Source organism: Sphingopyxis sp. USTB-05, assembly GCF_023822045.1.
Classification (GTDB): Bacteria; Pseudomonadota; Alphaproteobacteria; order Sphingomonadales; family Sphingomonadaceae; genus Sphingopyxis.
The window spans coordinates 2769472-2788465 of record NZ_CP084712.1 but is presented as its reverse complement, the minus strand read 5'-3'; the positions used below and the strand labels follow the sequence as shown (position 1 = coordinate 2788465).

16 protein-coding genes are annotated in these 18994 nt (G+C 63.2%); 10 read left to right on the top strand and 6 right to left on the bottom strand.

Annotation, left to right across the window (positions count from 1 at the left end; genetic code table 11):
- The first annotated feature begins 130 nt into the window (after positions 1-130).
- Positions 131-2704, top strand: coding sequence for a TonB-dependent receptor (locus KEC45_RS12895; protein WP_062178593.1), 2574 nt, complete (start codon positions 131-133; stop codon positions 2702-2704).
- 141 nt (positions 2705-2845) lie between these two features.
- Here KEC45_RS12895 and KEC45_RS12890 read toward each other — a convergent pair whose 3' ends face one another.
- Complete coding sequence (locus tag KEC45_RS12890) at positions 2846-5899, bottom strand: TonB-dependent receptor (RefSeq protein WP_062178596.1); 3054 nt, start codon at positions 5897-5899, stop codon at positions 2846-2848.
- Positions 5900-6334: 435 nt separating this feature from the next.
- Here KEC45_RS12890 and folE point away from each other — a divergent pair, with 435 nt between their 5' ends.
- The gene (gene folE / locus KEC45_RS12885; RefSeq protein ID WP_062178599.1) at positions 6335-6937 is read left to right on the top strand and encodes a GTP cyclohydrolase I FolE; all 603 of its coding nucleotides are present in this window, start codon (positions 6335-6337) and stop codon (positions 6935-6937) included.
- Positions 6938-7420: 483 nt separating this feature from the next.
- Here the strand turns inward: folE and rplI are convergent, their stop codons facing one another.
- The 4 genes from rplI to KEC45_RS12865 all read right to left on the bottom strand — a co-directional run bounded on the left by rplI (position 7421) and on the right by KEC45_RS12865 (position 10213).
- Positions 7421-8050, bottom strand: coding sequence for a 50S ribosomal protein L9 (gene rplI, locus KEC45_RS12880; RefSeq protein ID WP_062178602.1), 630 nt, complete (start codon positions 8048-8050; stop codon positions 7421-7423).
- A gap of 13 nt (positions 8051-8063) precedes the next feature.
- Positions 8064-8288: a 30S ribosomal protein S18 gene (rpsR, locus tag KEC45_RS12875; RefSeq protein WP_037517582.1), complete on the bottom strand. Its 225-nt coding sequence runs from the start codon at positions 8286-8288 to the stop codon at positions 8064-8066.
- 11 nt (positions 8289-8299) lie between these two features.
- Positions 8300-8665: a 30S ribosomal protein S6 gene (gene rpsF, locus KEC45_RS12870; protein WP_037517585.1), complete on the bottom strand. Its 366-nt coding sequence runs from the start codon at positions 8663-8665 to the stop codon at positions 8300-8302.
- A 159-nt stretch (positions 8666-8824) separates the two neighbouring features.
- On the bottom strand, positions 8825-10213 hold the full coding sequence (locus KEC45_RS12865) for a Mur ligase family protein (RefSeq protein WP_062178605.1): 1389 nt from the start codon (positions 10211-10213) through the stop codon (positions 8825-8827).
- 153 nt (positions 10214-10366) lie between these two features.
- Between KEC45_RS12865 and KEC45_RS12860 the strand changes: the two genes are divergently transcribed.
- From KEC45_RS12860 to KEC45_RS12840, 5 genes are all read left to right on the top strand, one after another.
- The gene (locus KEC45_RS12860) at positions 10367-11194 is read left to right on the top strand and encodes an LD-carboxypeptidase (RefSeq protein WP_062178608.1); all 828 of its coding nucleotides are present in this window, start codon (positions 10367-10369) and stop codon (positions 11192-11194) included.
- 45 nt (positions 11195-11239) lie between these two features.
- Positions 11240-12178 (top strand): ACP S-malonyltransferase, encoded by a 939-nt coding sequence (gene fabD, locus KEC45_RS12855; RefSeq protein WP_062178611.1) that lies wholly within the window; start codon positions 11240-11242, stop codon positions 12176-12178.
- 71 nt (positions 12179-12249) lie between these two features.
- Entirely contained in the window at positions 12250-12681 is a 432-nt protein-coding gene (locus KEC45_RS12850) for a GxxExxY protein (protein ID WP_062178614.1), read from the top strand.
- Position 12682: 1 nt separating this feature from the next.
- Complete coding sequence (fabG, locus tag KEC45_RS12845; protein ID WP_062178617.1) at positions 12683-13423, top strand: 3-oxoacyl-[acyl-carrier-protein] reductase; 741 nt, start codon at positions 12683-12685, stop codon at positions 13421-13423.
- A 34-nt stretch (positions 13424-13457) separates the two neighbouring features.
- Positions 13458-13997, top strand: coding sequence for a hypothetical protein (locus tag KEC45_RS12840; protein ID WP_152682304.1), 540 nt, complete (start codon positions 13458-13460; stop codon positions 13995-13997).
- A 42-nt stretch (positions 13998-14039) separates the two neighbouring features.
- Here KEC45_RS12840 and KEC45_RS12835 read toward each other — a convergent pair whose 3' ends face one another.
- Complete coding sequence (locus KEC45_RS12835; RefSeq protein ID WP_062178623.1) at positions 14040-16166, bottom strand: TonB-dependent receptor; 2127 nt, start codon at positions 16164-16166, stop codon at positions 14040-14042.
- Between the two features lie 192 nt (positions 16167-16358).
- Between KEC45_RS12835 and KEC45_RS12830 the strand changes: the two genes are divergently transcribed.
- The 3 genes from KEC45_RS12830 to KEC45_RS12820 are packed head-to-tail and all read left to right on the top strand — an operon-like array spanning position 16359 to position 18900.
- Positions 16359-17348: a cysteine synthase A gene (locus KEC45_RS12830; RefSeq protein ID WP_062183631.1), complete on the top strand. Its 990-nt coding sequence runs from the start codon at positions 16359-16361 to the stop codon at positions 17346-17348.
- Entirely contained in the window at positions 17345-17740 is a 396-nt protein-coding gene (locus KEC45_RS12825) for a hypothetical protein (protein WP_062178626.1), read from the top strand. Before KEC45_RS12830 ends, KEC45_RS12825 begins: the two co-directional genes overlap by 4 nt.
- Positions 17737-18900: a GldG family protein gene (locus KEC45_RS12820; protein ID WP_238586584.1), complete on the top strand. Its 1164-nt coding sequence runs from the start codon at positions 17737-17739 to the stop codon at positions 18898-18900. The genes KEC45_RS12825 and KEC45_RS12820 overlap by 4 nt, the downstream gene beginning before the upstream one ends.
- Positions 18901-18994 lie beyond the last annotated feature (94 nt).

Genomic DNA, 18994 nt, shown 5'->3' with positions numbered 1-18994 from the left:
GCGGAAAATCGGCCGTTTGGATCGCGCGCGCGTTGACGCGGACGGGCGGCGCGTTAGACCGGAAACCTACCACCGGGCATCTCCCGATAAGCCTTTGGCTGCGCTTCGGTGGGTTTGGAGAGAGAGAACCATGACTTTGCGCAACATTTTGTTGGGCGCCACCATGTTGTGCGCCGCAACCACCCCCACCATCGCCTTCGCCCAGGACACCGCGCCCGCCGGCGATGCGGCAACCGCGGCCGACGATACCGACTATGGCAATGACATCATCGTCACCGCGACGGGCCGTGCGCAGCGTTCGCAGGATATTCCGATCGCGGTCAACGTCGTGGGCGGTGAACAGCTCGAAAATTCGGGCATCAGCGATATCCGCGGTCTTCGCCAGATTGCGCCGAGCTTTCAGGCAACGACCGGCCAGTCGTCGGCTACCGGCGTCGTGCTTCGCATCCGCGGCATCGGCACGGCGGGCGACAACCCCGGTTTCGAACCGTCGGTCGGCGTGTTCGTCGACGGCGTTTTCCGTGCGCGTGCGGGCCTTGCCCTTGCCGACCTGCCGCCGATCGATCGCGTCGAAGTGCTGCGCGGGCCGCAAGGTACGCTGTTCGGCCGCAACACGTCGGCGGGTGCGCTCAACATCGTCACGCAAAAGCCGAGCTTCAAACTTGGTGGCTATGCCGAGGCAAGCTATGGCAATCTCGACGAAATCGAGCTGAAGGCAGGGATTACGGGGCCGGTTTCCGAAACGATCGCGCTGCGCCTCGACGGCGGATATCACAAGCGTGACGGCTATATCAAAGACGTGAACAGCGACCGCCGCTTCAACAACCTCGACCGCTGGTCGGTGCGCGGACAGGCCTTGTTCGAGAAGGACGACGTCTCGTTCCGCCTGATCGCGGACTATGCCAAGACCGATGAACAATGCTGCGGCGCGCTCAATACCAATTCGGGCTTTGCGCAGCCGGGCACGCCTGCCTTTGCCGCAAGCTCGGTGATTCAGGGGCTGGCCGCCGCCAATGGCCTGACCGGCATCGTGCGGCCCTATAACCCCAAGGATCGCGAAGTTGCCTATTCGCCCAATCGCGACCTCACCGAAAAGATGCGCGAATGGGGCGTCTCGGGCCAGCTTGACTGGGATCTGGGCGGCGTCGAACTGACCTCGATCACCGCATGGCGCGACTGGAAAGCGACGCGTGGCATGGACGTCGATTTCTCCGGAATCGACCGCGCCTATCGTGAGAATATGCCGATCGGCATGCGCGACTTCACGCAGGAAATCCGGCTCAAGGGCACGGCCTTCGACGATCATGTCGACTGGCTGATCGGCGGCTTCTATTTGAACGAGAAGCTGAAATATACCGAACGGACCCGTTTCGGCACGCAGGGCGCGCAATATGTCGACGCCTTCATCAACGCGCTGACCGATGCCGCGGTGCCCGGACCGACCGGCTTCCAGATTTTCCAGTCGATCCCGAATTCGCCGCTGGTGGGCCAGGTGCTGCTCGCATCGAACCCGCAGCTCGCGGCTGCGGCCGCGCAGGCGGGTGTGCTCGACACCTTCCTGACGCCGCTTCCGGCGCCGCAGGCAGGGCAGGGACAGATCGGCGATGCGTACCGCGTCAACACCGAAGCCTTTGCGTTGTTCACGCACAACATCATCGACTTCAACGACAATGTCTCGCTGACCCTCGGTCTGCGCTACAATCATGAATCGAAGAAGCTCAACGCCAACCTGCAGTCGAACCTGCCCGGTTGCTCGACGCTGCAGGGTCCCCGCTACGCGCTCTATCGCCAGGCTCTGCAGGGACTGCCGTCTGGCCTCGGCAACGCGATCTTCAACCTCGTCTGCAACCCCGTGGTCAATCCCGAATTCAACGGGATTTATCGCGACAAGCGCAGTGAGAGCAAGCTGACCGGCACGGCCAAGCTGTCGATCAAGCTCGACGACCGCATCATGGTCTATGGTGGTTATGACCGCGGCTACAAATCGGGCGGCTACAACCTCGATCGTGGCTCGTTCGACACCGCCTTCCTTGGTGGCAACGGCGCGCAGGCATCCGATCTCGAATTCGGCAACGAAGACGTCGACTCGTTTGAAGTCGGCGTGAAGACCGACTTCAGCTCGGCGTTCCAGTTCAACGCGAACGTTTTCTACACCGAACTCAAGGGCTATCAGAACCTTGCGTTCATGGGGAATAACTTCGTCGTCCAGAACTTCGACAAGGTCGTGGCGCAGGGCGTCGAGCTTGAATCGGTCATCCGTCCGGCCCCGAACCTCAACTTCACGCTCGGCTATTCCTATATCGATACCGAGGTGAAGGACGTGGCGGCTGGCGACGATAACGGACTGCCGCTCACCAATTCGCCGAAGCATGTCGTCACCGGCGCGGTCACCTGGACCCCGCAGATCAGCAGCAATGTCGGCGGTCTCGTGCATGTCGATTGGCGGATGAACAGCGACGCCAACACGATCAACGACCCCGTCGCGGTGCCGTTCACGGCGAATGACGGCCATTCGATCGTCAACGCCCGGGCCGGCCTCAACTTCGGCCCCGACCAGAATTACGCCATCGAATTCTACGTCGAGAACCTGTTCAACAAATATTACAACATCACCTCGTTCCCGATCCCCGAACAGAGCGCGAGCTTTGCGGTCTATCCCGCTCCGCCGCGTCTCTATGGGGTGAAGCTGCGCGCGAAATTCTGATTTCGGCACTGATCCGCCGGATCAATAGAAAGGGCCGGGCCATCGATGATGGTCCGGCCTTTTTCTTTCGTCCCGGTCAAAAAGAAACCCCGGCCTCTCGTTTGAGAGGCCGGGGCTTTTTTGGCGTTGCCGCCGTTATGTTTAGAACTTCACGCCAGCCGCGATGCCATAGCGGCGCGGTTCGAGGGTGAAGATGTTGGTGTAGTTCCCCGACGACTGGTCGGTAATGTACAGGCCGGTGACGCTGTTGGCGTCGAAGACGTTCTGGATGAACCCCTTCACATACCATTTGTCGTCGCGGCCGTTCAGCTGCAGCTGGGCATTGACCTGGGCATAGCCCTTGATGCGGTTCACATTGCCGTTGAAGATGCTGCCATAGCTTTCGCCGGTATAAGCGACGTCAACGCGCGGAACGAGCGACATTTCACCCATCTGCGCCGTATATTGCACGCCTGCGCTGAACTTGTAATTCGGCGCCTGCGGCAGTTGGTTGCCCTTCAGGTTGACCGGAACGCCGGCGGAGAAATATTCGATCCCGCCGAACGCCGTCGGATTCAGCCCCGCCGCTGCGAAAGCGCCGGATGCCGCCGCGCTCATGACGGCGCAGATGCTAAAGGCGCCGGTCGAAGCGATGCCGCCATCTGCCGGGAACGTCGTTGTCGGCCGCAGGCCGGCGCCGGCAGCCACACCGGGGACGAAGCCCCCGTTGATGACCTGCTGGACCCCGTTCACGAAGGCGTTGACCCCTGCGACATTACCCGAGCGCGAGGCAACGGCGCAGTTGGCGGCGTTCGTGATGTCCTTGATGATCACCGCATCGCTGCGGCCGCCGCCGAAGTCGCGCGGGTTGCTGGTCAGCTTGTCATCGGTGACCTTGCTGTGCAGGTAGCTGAAGCCCAGGTTGATGACGACAGCCGGGTCGGGGCGGACGATCGCTTCGGCCTCAAACCCATAGACGTCGGCGCTGACATTGTCGTTGACCGCGGTGCGGGCGACGATCTTGCTGAGCTGCAGGTCCTTATATTTGTAATAGAAGGCCGTGAGGTTGAGCTGCAGCGCGCCATTGTCAAAGCTGTTCTTCGAACCGATTTCGAACGCATCGACCTGTTCGGGACGGAAGCTTTCGGGCACTTCGAAGATCGGCTGCAGCGGCGGATTGATACCGCCCGATTTATAGCCACGCGAATAAGAGGCATAGATCAGGTTGTCGTCGGTGACCTTGAAGTCGATCACGAAACGGCCGGTCAGCTTGTTGAACTTGACCGAACGCTCCTGAAAGGCTTCGCAGCCCGCGATCGATCCGATCGGCCCCACCGTGCTTGACGTCTCGCTGCTGTGGACGGGGCAGGGCGTACCCGGGTCGGCGTCGAAGCCGGCCGCCGTCGGCGAAGCGAACGCGTCGGTCGAACCGTGCGGGACAAGGAAGCTTGCCAGCGTCGAACGGGCGACCACGCTCTTCTTGTCGTTGTTGTAGCGCAGGCCAGCGGTCAGTTTCAGCCGGTCGCTGATTTCAAAATAGGCTTCGCCGAACAGGCCATAGGATTTAATCGAGAGGTCGGCCGTGTTGTTGCGGAAGAAGGGCGTTCCGAGATAGCCCGGGGCCAGCGGATTTGCTCCTGTGATCACGCCCGCCGGAGTCTTGTTCACGTTCGCGACGGACGAAAAAGCCCCGAGAACGCCCGTCAGATAGTCGATCGGGAAGGCGTTCACATAATAGCTGTTCTCGGTCAGATGATAGTCGGCATAGATGCCGCCGACGAGGAAGTTGAACGGACCGTCGAAGTCGCTGGTCAGGATCGCTTCCGCCGACCAGCTGCTGTTATACTGGTTCGACCGGTCGAACTGCAGCGACTGGTCGCTACAGATCTTGTTGCCGCCAAAGGATCCGGTGCCGCTTTCCTCGGCCAGCGAGGTGCAGAGCTGGCCGGTCGGGCCGTTGGGGATCAGCGCCGCGGCAACAGGCGCGAAATAACCCTGGAGTGCCGGACCAAGCGCGCCGCCTGCTGCCGCCGCCAGCGTGGCAAGACCGCCGGCATAGAGCGCGCGGTTGCCGACATTGCTGTTATAGTCCTGCGACGCGTCGAGCTTGACCTTCTGATATTGGCCCGAAACCTGCAAAGCCACGGGGCCGAAATTATGTTCGATCTGGCCCTGCAGTGTCAGTTCGCTGGTGAAATAGCTCGGCGTATAAGCCGTATTCACCGTGCGCGGGTCCGACGGAATGGTCGTATTGGCATAGACGTCGGGGCCATAGAGGCTGCCCAGGGCGAAGGCGGTCGGAATTCCCTGCGTCGCCAGGAATTCGCGTGATGTCAGCGCGGCGGTGAAGGTCGCATTGCCGTTGAAAGGCGAATTGTCGAGGCGGCTGTTCAAGCAGCCGAGAATGCCGGTCGGGTCGCGTTGGCAGAGCTGCTTTTGGATGCGCGTACGCTGATCCTTTTCACGGAAATAGGACGCGAGCAGGTCGATCGTCGTGTCGGGCGACGGTTCCCAGCGGAACGAGCCGCGGACCGAATAAAGGTCGCGGTCATCGATGCGCGTGTCGAGGAACTCGTTCTTCGTATAGCCGTCGCGGTTGAGGTAAATGCCGGCGACACGGATGCCCGCGGTGTCACCGAGCGGGATGTTGACCATCGCCTTGCCCTTCATGGAATCATAATTTCCATATTCGGCTTCGGCGGCTGCTTCGAACGCTCCAAGCTTCGGCTTGGCGGTGATCACATTGACCACGCCGGAGGTTGCGTTGCGGCCGAACAATGTGCCCTGCGGCCCGCGCAGCACTTCGATGCGCTCAAGGTCGAAGAATTCGGTTTCGAACAGGCGCGTCGAAAACAGCGGGTCGCCGTTCAGGTGGATCGCGGTCGCGCTGTCGCAGGTCGTACCGACGCAAAGGTCGCCGATGCCGCGGATCGTGAAGCTCGCGCCGGTAAAGTTGGTTTTGGTAAAGGTGACGTTGGGCAGGGTTAGCTGAAGATCCGACGGTGTCTTGATCTGCTGTGCTTCCAGCGCCTCGGTCGAGAAGGCGCTGACCGCGATCGGCACGTCCTGCAGGCGTTCCGATTGGCGCTGCGCCGTGACGACGATTTCGCCGCCGAAAGCATCGCGTTCCACTTCATCCGCCGCATCCTGCGCAAATGCGGGTGTCGCCACCGACATCGCAAGGATCGAGGTTCCGATCAGTGCCTTGAACTTCATCTATAGCCTCCCTTTTTCGATCCCGCGCGATGCGGGGCCGCCCAACGTCAAATTGTTGTAAGGGGAGGGGAAACGACCAGACATGGCAAAGGGCACCGGGCCAAAGCGGCCATGTGCCCTTGTAAATCCCACCTGCCAGCTGTGCTGGTCATCGTCCTCTCCCGCCGGCGTCGGGGAAAACGCCGGCCTCTCCGGAATACGACCCGCTTGAGCGAGTTCTGTATGGGCACAAAGGTGCGCCGAGTTGACGAAAGCGTCAAGTAACTTGTTTGGCCCAAAAAAGGACGCGAAACCGCGCCTCTTCGAACAGGTAAAAAGCCAAGATTCCGCAACGTAAACTTGCACGGCTGGCATAAATTCTTCTTGTCCGGGCCTTGCTTATCGGCTCTTGGGAGCCGAAATGTGCGACATGATGGCAACAGTGAAAGCGCGGCGATGAGCGACAGCAAGACCGAATTGGGACCCGACGGCAAGGTGGTTGTCCCCGACCATGTCGCAGAGGCCGTGCGCACGCTGATCGAGTGGGCGGGCGACGATCCGGAGCGCGAGGGGCTGCTCGATACGCCGCGCCGCGTTGCGCGCGCGTGGAAGGAATATTGCCAGGGCTATAACGAGGATCCGTCGACCCATCTGTCGCGCACGTTCCAGGAAGTGGGCGGCTATGACGAGATCGTGCTGCTGCGCGACATCCCGTTCCAGTCGCACTGCGAACATCATATGGCGCCGATCACCGGCAAGGCGTCGATCGCCTATCTGCCGCGCGACCGCGTCGTTGGCATTTCCAAGCTTGCGCGCGTGCTCAACGGTTATGCGCGGCGGCTGCAGGTGCAGGAACGTCTGACGGCCGAGGTCGCTAAGTGCATTTGGGATAATCTCCAACCGCAAGGCGTCGCGGTGGTCATCGATGCGCAGCACGGCTGTATGACGGGGCGCGGCGTACGCACCCCGGGCGTAGGCATGGTAACGAGCCGCCTGCTCGGCTGCTTCCTCAACGACCAGAGCAGCCGCAAGGAAGTGCTGAGTTTGATGGGTTATTGAGAAGGGGCTTTCGGCCGGAAGTTGCCATCCCCACATTTCGTCATTCCCGCGAAAACGGGAACCCAATGACAACGCCGCCTCGCTGGGTTCCCGCTTTCGCGGGAATGACGAAGTCATCGGCTAACGACCGAGTGCGGACTCTCCATATCGTCACCCCGGACTTGATCCGGGGTCCCGCTATTTCGTGAAGCGTGCCGGTGCCGTCAAAAAGCGGGATCCCGGGTCAAACCCGGGATGACGAGAGCGAAGAAACGACCGGACACTAACGCGGGTAATGAGTTCCCCGGCGAAGGCCGGGGTCCAGGGCGGCAATCCGCATAACTCGGCTTTCTAAAGCCCTGGGCCCCGGCCTTCGCCGGGGTACAACCTAGTAGCAAACGCCCGCTCACCACCCCAAAACAGACGTCGGATCAAACCAAAAGAAAAAGGCTCCGGAACGCTGGGTTCCGGAGCCTTTTCTGTCTCGTGCGAGATCGAAGGGGCTTAGGCCTCTTCTTCCTCGTCTGCAGCCGGAGCTTCGGCAGCGAGTTCCGAAGGAGCGGCGCCCACGTCTTCGAATTCGTCTTCGCTGTCGGGTTCCAGCGCCGAAGCGACGGCTTCGGCCTGTTCTTCCTCGAACATCGCCGCGATGACGTCGATGCCCTGCTTCTGCATTTCGGCTTCGTCCGGCGAACGCGCGACGTTGACGCCGACGGTCAGGGCGACTTCGGGGTGCAGCTTGACCTTGACGTCGACCAAGCCGAGCGACTTGATCGGACGCTCGAGTTCGACCATCGACTTGGTAACGCCCTCGACGCCGTCTTCGATCAGCGCGTCGACGATGTCGCGAACCGAAACCGAACCGTAAAGCTGGCCGGTGTTCGATGCCTGACGGATCAGGACGATCTGCTTGCCGTCGATGTCCTTGGCGCGACCTTCGGCGTCGGTGCGACGCTCGGCGTTGTCGGCCTCGATCTTCGAACGATTGGCTTCGAACAGCTTGCGGTTGGCGTCGTTTGCACGAAGCGCCTTGTTGTTCGGCAACAGGTAGTTACGGGCAAAGCCGTTCTTGACGGTGACGACGTCGCCGATACCGCCCAGTTTCTCGATGCGTTCGAGCAGGATGATTTCCATCGGTCCGCCCTCCTTACTTCACAATGTAGGGGAGCAGGCCGATGTGGCGCGAGCGCTTGATCGCTTTTGCCAGCTCACGCTGCTTCTTGGTGGACACCGCGGTGATCCGCGACGGGACGATCTTGCCACGCTCCGACAGGTAACCCTGGAGCAGACGGACGTCCTTATAATCGATGACCGGTGCGTCCTTCTGGCTGAAGGGGCAGGTCTTGCGGCGGCGGAAAAAGGGTCGTGCCATGCTACTGTTCCTTATTCTTCGCCGTCGCGGTCACGGCCACGGCCGCCGCGGCGTTCCTGCTTGCGCATCATCACCGACGGACCCTTTTCGAGTTCGTCGACCTTGATGGTGAGCCAGCGGATGATATCTTCGTTGATCGCAGCCTGACGCTCGATCTCTGCGATCGCTTCGCCCGACACTTCGGCCGACAGCATCACATAGTGACCCTTGCGGTTCTTCTGGATCTTGTAAGCGAGCTGCTTGAGGCCCCAGGTCTCGGTCTTGTGGACCGTGCCCTTATACTCGCCAATGACGTTGGTGACGGTTTCCGCCAGCGCGTCGACCTGAGCCTGGCTCAGGTCCTGACGCGCGATAAAGACATGCTCGTAAAACGGCATGGTCGCGCTTCCTTCGATTTGGCCGATCGCTGATTTCGCGCCAATCGCGAAACCCCTCCGGCTGTCGTCTCGCTCTGCGAATAAGTGCAAAGCAAACGGGGCGATGGCAACGTGGCCTCGCCCCGAATGAGCGCGCCTATACAGATTCGCGGGGAGAAATCAAGCGCGGATGGCCAGCTTTTCCAGCAGTTCGCGGCCGAATTCCGTAAGCGTATCATCGCGCGCGCCAAGGATCAGGATACGGTCGCCCGCCTTCGCTTCATCCAGCATCGCCGCCCCGCAAGCCGCACGGGTCGTCATATGCACCGCGTCGGCCCCTCCCGCGACGATGTCCGCGACCAGCGCCTCGCTGCCGATGCTGCGGTCGACGGTGCCGCCGAAATAGACGGGGTCGCACACGAACAGCCTGTCGTCGGGGCGCATTCCCGCGGCGAAACTTGCGGCGAGTTCCTTGCCCATCTGGCGCAGCGGGCCATAGCCATGCGGCTGGAAGAAGAGCAAGGCGCGGCCCGGCAGCTCGGCGACCGCCGCCAGCGTCGCGGCCACCTTGTCGGGATTGTGCGCGAAATCGTCGATGACGGTGACGCCGCTTGCTTGTCCGAGGACCTCGTATCGCCGCGCGAGGCCCGCGAAGCTCGCCAGTGCGTTGACGGCCTCGGCAACCGGGATATCGGCCGCGCGTGCCGCGGCGATCGCGGCCAGGGCGTTGGCGGCATTGTGGCGCCCCGGCATGCGAAGATGGACCTTATACGGGTAACCGTCGACATTCGCCGAAAAGCGGCACCCGTCGGGCAATGCCTCGAAATCGCCGCCGCGCACTGTTGCAGCGTCGCTGAAGCCAAAGCTCAGGACATTGTCGCCGCCGATGAGGGGCGCGGATTCGGGGTCGTCGGCATTGACCACCGCGACGCGCGCCTTTGCGGCAAAATCGCCGAACAAACGGTGCAACTCTTCAAGGCTCTTGTGATCGAGGCTGATGTTGGTGACGACCGCGACGTCGGGGCGATAGAGCGCGATCGAACCGTCGCTTTCATCGACCTCGCTGACGTAAATGGCGGCTTCGCCCACGAGTGCGCTGGCAAAGGGGCGGTCGTCGCCCGAGAAATTGCGCATCACGGCCCCGTTCATGACCGTCGGCTTGCGACCCGTATTTTCGAGGATCCAGCCGATCATCCCGGTGACGGTCGATTTGCCGCTCGTCCCGCCGACACCGATCGCGGTGTCGGCGTCGTTGAACAGCGCGGCGTTGAGGTCGGCGCGCGTCATCCGCGCAAGGCCGAGCGCATTGGCGGCGGCGATATCGGGAACGCTATCCTCGATCGCCGCCGACGCGACCAGAATTTGTCCCGCGCGTGGCCCGCTGCCGTCCTGCGGATAAAAGGCGATGCCCTGGCTTTCGAGCCAAGTGAATTTCTGGGGCGTCCGGCCCTGATCGCGGCTGCGGTCCGATCCCGAGACCGCCGCGCCGCGCGCTGCGACTATCATCGCCAGCGGCAGCATTCCCGACCCGCCGATGCCGCAGAAGAAATAGGATTTGTTTTCGGCCATCGCGGCGCGATATGGCTTTGACGAAGGGTTTGCAACCAGAGCGGCATACTCTTTCCCGTTCGCATCGAGCGAAGTCGAGATACCCCTCGACCTTGTGCGTCGACGATGGGTGTCTCGACTTCGCTCGACACGAACGGATTTATAGGTCGCTCCATGCGCATCGGAATTGTTGCCCCATCCACCCCGATCCTGCCCGACGATGCCGAGGCGGTGCGCGCGCTGGCAAGCCTTGGTTACCCCGACGTCGAACTCGTCTTCGACCCGCAATGCTTTGCCACCCACGGCCATTTTGCGGGCGAGGACGGCCACCGCTTCGCCGCGTTGGTCGAGATGGCGAACCGGCCCGATATCGACGCGGTCTGGTTTGCGCGCGGGGGCTATGGCGCATGCCGCATCGCCGAGGATGCGGTCGCGGCGATGACCGATGTCGCGCGCGGCAAGGCATTCCTCGGCTATTCGGATCAGGGCAATCTGCTCGGCGCGCTGTATCGGGACGGCTTCGACCATGTCGCGCACGGTCCTATGGTCGCCGATATCCGCCGCGACGGGGGCGATGCCGCGGTGCTGCGCGCTCTCGATTGGCTCGTTGCGCGTGACCCGGCTGCGTGCGAGCCCGGCCTCCAGCACGGCGCGCGGCACGCGGCGTTCAACCTGATGACGCTGTCGATGCTGCTCGGCACCCCGCTCGAACCTGACCTTTCCGGGCATGTCCTGCTCGTCGAAGAAGTCAGCGAATATCTCTACGCCTTCGACCGCGCCTTCTTCCATATCGCGAGCTATCTGGGCCCGCGCGGGCTTGCCGGGTTGCGGTTGGGGCGTGTCAGCGACGTCCCTGAAAACGACCGCCCGTTCGGCATGGAGGCCGAGGAGATCGCGCAGGGCTGGTGCGCGCGCACCGGGATCTCGTGGCTCGGCCGGGCGGACATCGGCCACGACGCGGCGAACAAGGTCGTGCCCTTCGGCTTGCATCGCGCGGGGTGAAGGAATAGGCGCGAGCCCATTCAAGAACATGCGAAGGGACGCATCATGCGTGCATTTATTTTTCCGGGTCAGGGCAGCCAGGCGGTCGGCATGGGCAAGGCGCTTTCCGAAGCGTCGCCAGTCGCGCGCGAAGTGTTTCAGGAGGTCGATGACGCGCTCGGCCAGAAGCTGTTCCAGTTGATGAGCGAAGGTCCCGAGGACCAGCTCACCCTCACCGAAAACGCCCAGCCGGCGATCATGGCCAACGCAATTGCCACGTTGCGCGTGCTCGAAAAGGAAGGTGGCGTGACGCTGTCAGCCAAGGCCGACTATGTCGCGGGCCACAGCCTCGGCGAATATAGCGCGCTTTGCGCCGCCGGCGCGTTCGACCTCGCGACCACTGCGCGGCTTTTGAAGACGCGCGGGCAGGCGATGCAGGCAGCGGTGCCCGTCGGCGTCGGCGCGATGGCGGCGCTGCTCGGGGCTGATATCGAGACGGCACAGAAGCTCGCCGACGCAGCGGCAGAGGGCGAAGTGTGCACCGTCGCCAACGACAATGACCCGTCGCAAGTCGTGATCTCGGGCCACAAGGGCGCCGTCGAACGCGCGGTCGCGCTGGTCAAGGATTATGGAATCAAGCGCGGCGTGCTGCTGCCCGTCTCGGCGCCCTTCCACTGCCCGCTGATGCAGCCCGCTGCCGACGCGATGGCCGAGGCCCTGGGCGCCAACCCGCCCGTCGCGCCGCTCATCCCGGTCGTCGCCAATGTCACCGCGAGCCCTGTGAGCGACCCTGACACGATCCGCGACCTCCTCGTCCAGCAGGTGACCGGCCGCGTCCGTTGGCGCGAAAGCGTCGCGTCGATGGAGGATATCGGTGTGACGCACTTCGTCGAATTCGGCGGCAAAGTCCTCTCACCGATGGTCAAGCGCAGCGCATCGGGCGAAGTCGAGACGATGAGCGTGATTTCAATGGACGACATCGAAGCGCTGTTGAAAACGCTTTAGAAGATTCGCGCAGAGGCGCAGAGGTAGCGACGAAAGAAGTTCACGCGGAGACGCGGAGGCGCGGAGGGATTGTGCGGGACATAGACGTGGTGAGCGGCGATGTGCTCGACTTGTCCCTTCGCTTGCATCGGGAACTGGGGCCGGGGCTATTGGAAAGCGTCTATGAAACCGTTCTTGCCGGAAAACTGGTGGCGCTGGGCTATCGCGTCGATCGGCAAATGCCGATCGATATATATTTCGAAGGCTCTCGCTTCGATGCTGCTTTTCGTATTGATTTGCTCGTCGACAACCGTTTGCTGGTGGAGATTAAATCGGTTGAACGGCTGAACCCGGCGCATGGCAAACAGTTGCTGACCTATCTTCGTCTTACTGGCCAGTCTGTTGGTCTCCTTATCAATTTTGGCGGCGCTACACTCAAGGAAGGTGTGCGTCGCATCGTCAACGATCATAAACCCTCCGCGTCTCCGCGTCTCCGCGTGAACCGGCAATCATCAGGAGAATAAAATGTTCGATCTCACCGGCATGACCGCCCTTGTCACCGGCGCCTCGGGCGGCATCGGTTCGGCCGTCGCGCAGGCGCTTGCCGCGCAGGGGGCTCGGCTCGCGGTGTCGGGTTCCAACGCCGACAAGCTCAATGCCTTTCGCGATACGCTCGGCGGCGATCATATCGCATTGCCCTGCAATCTCGGCGATGCGGCTGCGGTCGACGCGCTCGTCCCGTCGGCGGTCGATGCGCTCGGCCAGCTCGACATCCTCGTCAATAATGCCGGTGTGACGCGCGACAACCTGATCATGCGCATGAAGGACGACGAGTGGATGGACGTCATTCGCATCAATCTCGAGGCCAATTTCCGCCTGGCGCGTGCTGCCGCGAAGCCGATGATGAAGGCGCGCTTCGGCCGCATCATTTCGATTACCAGCGTCGTCGGCGCGACCGGCAATCCGGGGCAGGCCAATTATGCCGCTTCGAAAGCAGGCGTCACCGGCATGACCAAGGCGCTGGCACAGGAACTCGCGAGCCGCGGCGTCACCGCGAATTGCGTCGCGCCCGGCTTTATCGCCACGGCGATGACCGCCGATCTGCCCGATGCGCAGAAGGAGGCGCTGAACCAGCGTATCCCCGCCGGCCGGATGGGCGAGGGGAGCGATATCGCCGCAGCGGTCGTCTATCTCGCGTCGAAAGAGGCGGGCTACGTCACCGGGCAGACGTTGCATGTGAACGGCGGGATGGCCATGCTGTCCTGAGGGTCGATCTCTCTTGCGTATGAAGGATTCGCCGATGTCGAAGGGTTTGATGGCAAGCGCGATGCTTGCATTGGCCGTGTTGCCGGGCGTGGCCCTGGCGCAGGAGGGCGAGAAGTTCGATTGCGTCGTCACGTCGATTCCGGCCGGCACCAAAAGTTCGATCGGTTCCGCAATGGCCGGCGGCGGCGACGCGGCATCGCGCGAGGCGTTGTTCAAGCAGCTTGGCGCTGTCACCGACGATTGCGTGACGCGTCACGGCATCACGGATGAACAAAAGCCGACCTATTTCGACTACAGCCTTGCGCGCATTTCGCGCGAATGGCTGATCGGCGATATCGCGGCGCTGGGGCTGTCGAACGTGACCGTCGACAAGGCGCTCGATTTCGGTCCCAATGGCGCGAACCCCGATCTGTCGGGCGATATGACCGAGGAGCAGATCATGAAGATCGTCCAGGCCTATATCGATGCGGGCGTCGATATCGAAAAGATCGACGGTGCAGTCTGGGAAAAGGTGGGCGCCTATGCCGCTGCGACCTCAATCTACTGGAACAAGCGCAAGCAGCTCGCCTTCTGATTAAGATCCGTCGCCCCCGCAATGGCGGGGGCGACGAATTTCTTAGAAGCTCGCCCGCGCCGTCAGACGGAAATCGCGTCCGGCCAGCGGCACATAATCCTTGGTAAAGCTGGCGTGACGGCGCGCTTCGACGTCGAAGATATTGTTCGCCGACAGGCTCAGCGTCAGATTTTTCGTGTCGGGCAGCGGGCGCCAGCTCAGCGAGGCGTTGACCAGCGTGAAGCCGTCGGTCGGCGTCTCGAACTGCGCGGTGCGCGTCTGGTCGTCGGTCCATTCGACTTCCACGCGCGCATCGACGCGTTCGCCCTGCGCTTCGAGCCCGCTGAGGATGCGCAGCGGCGGGATGCGCGGCACATTGCGGTCGAGCCCGGCATTCTTGATCTTCGCTCGGGTCATGTCGGCGGTGACGTCGCCGACGATGTTGAACCCGCCGATTTGCGCCAGCCGGGCACTCGCCTCGGCTTCGAAGCCATAGACGCGCGCGTCGCGCTGGAAATATTGGAAGACGGGAAGCTCATCCTCTTCCGCGCCGGTCGCCGCCGAATAGATGAAATTGTCGAACCAGTTCGAATAGCCGGTCAGGCTGAGGTTGAAGGCGTCGGTCTTGATCTTGAAAGATGCCTCGGCACCCCAGTTGGATTCGCGCTTCAAATTCGGATCGCCCAGCTCGAAGCTCTGCGTCGCGATATGCGGGCCGTTCGACAGCAATTCCTCGGCCGACGGCGCACGGACCGCGCGCGACACGGAGATGCCGAACTTCGCGCCCTCGAACAGATCATAGGTCGCGCCGAGCGCGCCCGAGAAGCTGTCGAAGCTGCGGTCAAAGCCAAGCGTCTGCGCGCGCACATTGGTCTTTTCGTAGCGCGCCGCGGCTTCCAGGCCGAGCGGGCCCATCGTATATTCCTGCAGCGTGAAAAGCGCGAACTGATCGGTCAGGTTGCGCGGTACGAATGCCTCGGCACCGATCGCGTCGAAATCGCGGTGGCTATACTGCACGCCGCTCGCGCCGCGCCAGCCGCCACGGTCGTTCTGCGCCAGTTCGATCCGGCCTTCGACGCCCTGGTTGGTAAAGACGGTGCCCACCTCGTCGCCCTCGAACTCGGTGTGCTTGTAATCGGCAAAGCCGGCACGGATGCGCAGCTTGTCGAAAAAGCCGTCGCCCAGTTCCACCTCGCCGCGCAGGTCCGCGCGCCATTGCTTCATGCCGATGGTAACGGGGCCTTCGCCATGATCATGACCGCCTTCACCTTCCTCGCCGCCATGGTCGTGCGCGGTGTCGGGACGGTCGGGGACGCCATAGTTGGTGTCGAAATAGCCGACCGAAATGCCGAGCTGTCCGCCGTCGTTGATCAGCGAAATCCCGCCGCCTGCGGTCCAGGTCTCGCTTTGCGTATTGTCGATCTTGCCGCGCTTGCCCGCCTGCGCGGTCAATTCGGCCGCTTCGTCGAGGTGCCCCTCTTCGGTTTCATGCTCGGCAAGATGGAGCAGGTCGCCGCGGATGTTGGGTGCATAGACAAAGCCGCCGCTGCGCGTGTCGCCCGTCTTGCGCCAGCTACCGTCGAGGTGCGCGACGATCTGCGGGCTCAGCGCGACGTCGATCGAGCTGCCGATGTTGCGGTCGTTCGCCGCGGTCGCATAGCCACCGATCGCGTCGATATGGACATGGTCGGCGGGGACTTTCCGGGGAATCCGGCGGTCGAACATATTCACCGCGCCGCCGATCGCCTGGCTGCCGAACAGCAGCACCGCGGGGCCGCGCAGGATTTCGATGCGTTCGACGGTCAGCGGGTCGATGGTGACCGCGTGGTCGGCGGATGTGTTCGAGGCGTCGATCGACCCGATGCCGTCGGTCAGCACGCGTACGCGCTCGCCCGAAAAACCGCGAAGGACGGGACGCGATGCGCCGGGGGAAAAGCTGGTCGCCGATACACCCGGCTGGCGCGTGAGCGTGTCGCCGATCTGCCCGCGAATGTCGCGCGCCAGCTCGTCGCCCTCAAGCACCGATACATTGCCAAGGATGTCCAGGCTGCGGACATAGGGTGCGGTGACGACGATCGGCCCGCCTGCGTGCACATCGTCCTCGCTGCCCGTGGCGGCGCGGTCCTGCGCAAAAGCCGGAGCGGCGAGGAACATGGCAAAAGTGAAACCGGCAGAGCAAAGCAAACGCATAAGGGGAGAGTCCTGTTTTATGGCGACCTGTCGGCGCGGCAGTAATGATATACTGTTACAATCGCAACCCCTGAGGTTCGCCGGGACTGTCGTTCGTCGGACCTCATTGCCCGTTGGTCGACAAAGCCCGAAGATTGGCGGGGCAAGCGAAGCTGTCTTGCGAGGCCGCGGGCGGCGCCCTAGATCATGTGCATGACTATTGCTGCAAACAGCCTCGACCTCATCGGCAACACTCCGCTGGTGCTGCTCAAAGGGCCGAGCGAAGCCACCGGCTGCGAAATCTGGGGCAAGTGCGAATATGCCAATCCCGGCGGGTCGGTGAAGGACCGCGCCGCGCTCTATATCGTCCGTGATGCAGAGGCGAACGGCAGCCTGAAACCCGGCGGCACGATCGTCGAGGGGACGGCGGGCAACACCGGTATCGGCCTCGCGCTGGTGGGCAATGCGCTCGGCTACAAGACGATCATCGTCATGCCTGATAACCAGAGTGCCGAGAAGATGGCGACGATTCGCGCACTCGGCGCCGAACTTGTGCTTGTCCCGCCCGCGCCTTTCGCCAACCCCGGCCATTTCGTCCACACCTCGCGCCGCATCGCCGAGGAGACCGACAATGCGATCTGGGCGAACCAGTTCGACAATATCGCCAACCGCAAATCGCACATCTTCGGTACCGCCGAGGAAATCTGGGAGCAGATGGACGGGCGTATCGACGGCTTTACCTGCGCGGCGGGGACCGGCGGCACGATCGCGGGCACCGGGCTGGGCCTAAAGGCGAAGAGTGCCGACATCGTCATCGCACTCACCGACCCGCATGGTGCGGGGCTCTATAATTATTACCAGTGCGGCGAGTTGAAGGCCGAAGGCAGCAGCGTTGCCGAGGGGATCGGCCAGAACCGCATCACCGCAAACCTCGACGGTGCGCCGATCGACACGCAGTTCCGCATCTCGGATGCCGAGGGGCTCGCGGTGGTCCGCCAACTGCTCGACGAAGAGGGGCTGTGCCTCGGCCTCTCATCGGGGATCAACGTCGCTGGGGCGATGGCGCTCGCGCGGCACCTCGGGCCGGGGAAGCGCATTGCAACCATGCTGTGTGACAGCGGGTTTCGCTATCTCTCGACGCTCTACAACCCCGAATGGCTGGCGAGCAAAGGACTGGAGACACCACAGGAGGCTGCGGCATGAGCGTCCGCATCGAAATCCCGTCGACGCCCAAGCCGCAACCCGTGCCGCCGCCGCCCGCGCCGATCAACGATACGGTACGCCGCTTGCAGATCGGCATAGCGGGCGTGCTCACGGTATTGCTGCTCGTGGGAATGGCCGGGCTGATCGGCGAACGAGCGCGCGAGCGCGCAGGGGACGATGTGACCGCCACCGCCGAAGTTAAGATGCCTGGCGATGAACAGAAGACCAGCGGCGCTCCGCTCGAGGAACTGGGGGTTCAGGCGGTTCAGCCTTCGTCGAAGGACGAAAATGCCGCTACGCCGGTAAAGGTGCCGCAGGCGGCGCCGCCGTCGACCGTCCCCGACCTAGAACCCGACCCCGCCCTCCAGCGCGCGCGCCAGTCGAAACAGTGACGGCGGTCTCGCGCGGCTCGATGCTGCGCGCCCTTGTCGCCGCCATCGCGATCACCGCGCTGACGTGGGTTGCGGGCGGGCAGTCGGCGCTCGGCCGTATCGACCCCGCGCTTGCCGTTCCGTTGCTTGCGCCGCCGATGATGCTTCTCGCCTGGAGCGAGCGCGGCAAGCCCACCCGGGACCGGCTGCAGACGCTGTTCCTCTCGCTGTTGTTTCTGGTCGCCGGGCAAGCGTTGCTTGGCTTGACCCTCGCCGGGTCTTCCGGCCCGTGGCAGCTCCTTCTCGTGATCCTGGCGGGTGGACTCGCGGCTCTGATCGCCGACGCGCTCGTTCGCTGGCGCCCGCGATTCCGGCTCTTGCCATGGGCTGCGGCACTGTTGCTCGCGGCCGCTTGGTTCGGGGCAGGGCATATGTTGCTGGCCGCGCTCTATCGCCCGACACCGGCAGCGGCGGGGGCGCCGGCCGTCACCATGCTCACTGGCCTGCCGCTGCGATGGTCAGGCGGCGGCGACATCGCCGCGATGATCGCCGAAGGCGCAAATGACGATCCGGCGCTCGCACGGCTGACCGCGACCGGACCACTCTTGCTGGTCGACAGTATCGCCGACCATGTCCCGCCACCAAGCGGAACGCTTCTCATAGCCCACACGCGCGCACTGGCACCGCGGGAGTTGGTCGCGATCGATGCGTTCGTGCGCGGCGGCGGACACGCAGTCGTGCTCGCCGATGCGCTGTCGGGCTGGCCGGCGCGCCACCCGCTCGGCGATCCGCGCAATCCGCCGGTAACGAGCCTGCTCACGCCGCTGCTGGACCATTGGGGCGTGACTCTGGGTGCTGCCCCCGAGCACGGGGGCAGGGCGCTGGCTGCTGATGTCGAGGGGGCTCGGCTTCGCTTGTTCAGCGCGGGGCGGCTGGAGCGTCTGCCCGGAACTTGCCGCGCCTTTGCCGATCGCCGCGCCGCGCGCTGCCGGATAGGGCGGGGCGAGATATGGCTGGTGGGCGATGCCGACCTGCTGTTTGCGCCGCTATGGCAGCCGCTTGTGCCGGGCGCCGACCATCTGCGGCAAGCCGACACGATGGAATGGCTTTCGGCCCGCCTTTGGCCGGGCGCCGGACGTGCCGCATTGCATCCGCTCTGGATTCGCAGCCGCCCCGATTGAGTCGGGGTTTTCGCCCCTTTTCACCCGTATCGAAACAACATGCCCGGTGCCTTCGCGCGCCGTGGCACCGGTATTTACCCAATTTGGAGCGCTT

Bases quoted from the DNA above. Each gene is read 5' to 3' on its own strand.
- KEC45_RS12895 (WP_062178593.1), top strand. From the start codon at position 131: ATGACTTTGCGCAACATTTTGTTGGGCGCCACCATGTTGTGCGCCGCA.
- KEC45_RS12890 (WP_062178596.1), bottom strand. From the start codon at position 5,899: ATGAAGTTCAAGGCACTGATCGGAACCTCGATCCTTGCGATGTCGGTG.
- folE (WP_062178599.1), top strand. From the start codon at position 6,335: ATGAGCGACAGCAAGACCGAATTGGGACCCGACGGCAAGGTGGTTGTC.
- rplI (WP_062178602.1), bottom strand. From the start codon at position 8,050: ATGGAAATCATCCTGCTCGAACGCATCGAGAAACTGGGCGGTATCGGC.
- rpsR (WP_037517582.1), bottom strand. From the start codon at position 8,288: ATGGCACGACCCTTTTTCCGCCGCCGCAAGACCTGCCCCTTCAGCCAG.
- rpsF (WP_037517585.1), bottom strand. From the start codon at position 8,665: ATGCCGTTTTACGAGCATGTCTTTATCGCGCGTCAGGACCTGAGCCAG.
- KEC45_RS12865 (WP_062178605.1), bottom strand. From the start codon at position 10,213: ATGGCCGAAAACAAATCCTATTTCTTCTGCGGCATCGGCGGGTCGGGA.
- KEC45_RS12860 (WP_062178608.1), top strand. From the start codon at position 10,367: ATGCGCATCGGAATTGTTGCCCCATCCACCCCGATCCTGCCCGACGAT.
- fabD (WP_062178611.1), top strand. From the start codon at position 11,240: ATGCGTGCATTTATTTTTCCGGGTCAGGGCAGCCAGGCGGTCGGCATG.
- fabG (WP_062178617.1), top strand. From the start codon at position 12,683: ATGTTCGATCTCACCGGCATGACCGCCCTTGTCACCGGCGCCTCGGGC.
- KEC45_RS12840 (WP_152682304.1), top strand. From the start codon at position 13,458: ATGTCGAAGGGTTTGATGGCAAGCGCGATGCTTGCATTGGCCGTGTTG.
- KEC45_RS12835 (WP_062178623.1), bottom strand. From the start codon at position 16,166: ATGCGTTTGCTTTGCTCTGCCGGTTTCACTTTTGCCATGTTCCTCGCC.
- KEC45_RS12830 (WP_062183631.1), top strand. From the start codon at position 16,359: ATGACTATTGCTGCAAACAGCCTCGACCTCATCGGCAACACTCCGCTG.
- KEC45_RS12825 (WP_062178626.1), top strand. From the start codon at position 17,345: ATGAGCGTCCGCATCGAAATCCCGTCGACGCCCAAGCCGCAACCCGTG.